At 30.2% G+C, this 2,415-nt stretch carries 3 protein-coding genes and 1 other RNA gene; 2 read left to right on the top strand and 2 right to left on the bottom strand.

What is annotated here, in order from left to right:
• The first annotated feature begins 13 nt into the window (after nucleotides 1-13).
• Both IW16_RS26825 and IW16_RS25480 read left to right on the top strand, forming a co-directional pair.
• Nucleotides 14-139: an IS3 family transposase gene (locus IW16_RS26825; RefSeq protein ID WP_394332457.1), complete on the top strand. Its 126-nt coding sequence runs from the start codon at nucleotides 14-16 to the stop codon at nucleotides 137-139.
• A gap of 44 nt (nucleotides 140-183) precedes the next feature.
• Nucleotides 184-1,284: a hypothetical protein gene (locus IW16_RS25480; protein WP_034751741.1), complete on the top strand. Its 1,101-nt coding sequence runs from the start codon at nucleotides 184-186 to the stop codon at nucleotides 1,282-1,284.
• A gap of 174 nt (nucleotides 1,285-1,458) precedes the next feature.
• Here IW16_RS25480 and ssrA read toward each other — a convergent pair.
• Nucleotides 1,459-1,857, bottom strand: a transfer-messenger RNA (tmRNA) gene (ssrA, locus tag IW16_RS26235).
• A gap of 419 nt (nucleotides 1,858-2,276) precedes the next feature.
• Nucleotides 2,277-2,402, bottom strand: a complete 126-nt coding sequence (locus IW16_RS26820) for an IS3 family transposase (protein WP_394332457.1) — start codon at nucleotides 2,400-2,402, stop codon at nucleotides 2,277-2,279.
• Between the last annotated feature and the right edge of the window lie 13 nt (nucleotides 2,403-2,415).

Here is a 2,415-nt window from a genome sequence, read left to right as displayed (position 1 = left end):
AACAAAAGAAAAAATGGGAATGGAAATATTTGAATACATTGAAATCTGGTACAATAAAAAAAGACGTCACAGTACCCTAAATTACAAAACAATAGAAGAATTTAATAATCAAAACGAAATTTATCAAAATGTAGCTTAACTTATACTGGAAATTTTATTTGCATATCCAGTACCAATGATTATGTGCTAAATAATGGAATTGTTAGGATAGGTTTAATAACGAAGAAAAGAAGTGCATCTTATGAATTCAAAGATTCATTACTTGAAGAGTATTTAGTAAATAAAAATGTGTATAATGAAGAGCAATTACACAAGCTACAGATTTTGTTTAAATTACTATTTTTAGAGGCGCCAGATAATCGTCTGTCAATTGGATTTAATCATAACTACCTCAAATATTTTAAAGATGAGCTAAGTAATTCTGAGATTTCAAATAGAGAATATAAGAATGCAGTTAATTCATCTTTCAATGTTCTTATCGATTATATTAAAAAATGGGAAAATGAAGGTAAGCTATTTAGTATTTTACCTCATTTATTTCATACAAATCCTATAGAATTTAAGGAAAAAATAAATTTTGAAAACTATATTAGAATTTTATTTTTCTTAAATATCAATAAGTCAGAGCGTGAAGATTTAAGGTATTTTCAAGTAGACTATAATTATTTACATTCTTGTATATTTGATAGAATAGATGAAAAGGTTAATAAATACTATAAAGGACAAACTACAGAATTTAAAAATTTTATAAAAGAATTATTACTAAATGGCACATATCCTTTTATTTTTGAAATGAATTTCTGCAAATATATATGCGAAAATATTTACATTGACTCACAAAATCTCATTTTTTCAAAGAATGAGTTGGAAAATTTCTTAATTGATTTCCTTCAAAGAATTGCTGAGAAAATGGAATATTGGGATAATAATATTTTTGAGGCTTTTTGGAGGACTGTTTTAAAGGGGAATGAAAAGATAGAATATAATACGTGGAAAGATATAGAAATTATCTTACCACAAGCAATTGAAATCTTTAAAAAGGTGATAAAACGATTTCCAGACGAATTTCTACTTGAAATAATTGAAAAGGAAAAGAGAGGGAGTAAAAAAATGAAAATTAATGGATTTATTTTCATGTTATTTGCTTCAAGCGAAGAATTTATTGAGTTTATCAAGAGTAATGTGCCTGATGAAAATAGTAGTTTAAAAGCCGAATTTTTAAGATTTGCAGATACTGTTTTACCTAAAAATGAATTTGTTGATTTTGATTTTAAGATCAGCTAGAAATCTTACTTTGAGAACTCAATAATGAGTTTAAATCTCATATATTTGTAGTAGTGTATCGTTCTCTAAAATGATGAAGCTACTAAATATTGGGAACATTTTCGGGCCCAAAACAAAAAAGAGAAAATGTAATTATTTAAAATTCAATAATTTACAAATTCTCTTTAGTTTAAAAAGTGGAGTTGGAGGGATTCGAACCCTCGTCCAAACAAGCAATACATAAGACTTCTACATGCTTATTCTACCATTGATTTTCGACTGAAGGCAGAGGGCAGACACCCAACATCCAGCTTATCTTCTGAAGTTTTCGAGTTTCAGCCAAAGCATCTGAAACCTTATTTCTACATTCCTATATCTCAGGATCAAACGCCGTAGAACGGAGCATTTGTGAGATATCTTGCTTCCTTACTATCTTCAGGAAAGCGCTTGAATCTTACTTTATTCGGATTAAGCTGCAAGAGCGAACTCTTCGTTGCCAGTTAAAGTTGTGTAGCAAGGGATTAAAGAGATCGCGCTACGGTTCTCTGCATGCTTACTTACCCATTGATCTTGCTGTCGAAACCAGTCAACCCCATGAATAAAGTGAATGCAAAGATAAACCTTTTTGTTTAAATATCGTTAATATCACTCATTGCTTTTTGAAATAGTAGTTAGCAGAGCATCTTGGATACTGAGAATGTCAACAAAAACTGCCGGCAAAATGATGACCGACAGATGATATATTTTAGTCTCTGTTTTTTAATAAGACCCATCCAGATATTTCAACAGGCTTTTTAGTAATCCGGTTTTCCCAGAATAGCCTGTACCAGTAATCGTAAGCATATAAGTTCCGCTATTATTGACCGTCGGGGTTAAAGTATTAGCTCCTGAAACAATCACCCATCCGTTAGAAGCGGTCCATAAAAATGCAGCTCCGGATTGGTAGACTGAAGGAGTTGCATTTAATGTGATTTGCGGAAGGGTGGATATGCAAATAAAATTTCCAGTATAAGTTAAGCTACATTTTGATAAATTTCGTTTTGATTATTAAATTCTTCTATTGTTTTGTAATTTAGGGTACTGTGACGTCTTTTTTTATTGTACCAGATTTCAATGTATTCAAATATTTCCATTCCCATTTTTTCTTTTGTT

This window comes from Chryseobacterium vrystaatense (assembly GCF_000737765.1).
In the GTDB taxonomy this organism is placed as follows: Bacteria; Bacteroidota; Bacteroidia; order Flavobacteriales; family Weeksellaceae; genus Chryseobacterium; species Chryseobacterium vrystaatense.
Note: the sequence above shows the minus strand (reverse complement) of the source record. Positions and strands in the feature narration are given on the sequence as shown.

Excerpts from the sequence above, each read along its gene's own strand:
- IW16_RS26825 (WP_394332457.1), top strand. The coding sequence starts at position 14 with ATGGGAATGGAAATATTTGAATACATTGAAATCTGGTACAATAAAAAA.
- IW16_RS26820 (WP_394332457.1), bottom strand. The coding sequence starts at position 2,402 with ATGGGAATGGAAATATTTGAATACATTGAAATCTGGTACAATAAAAAA.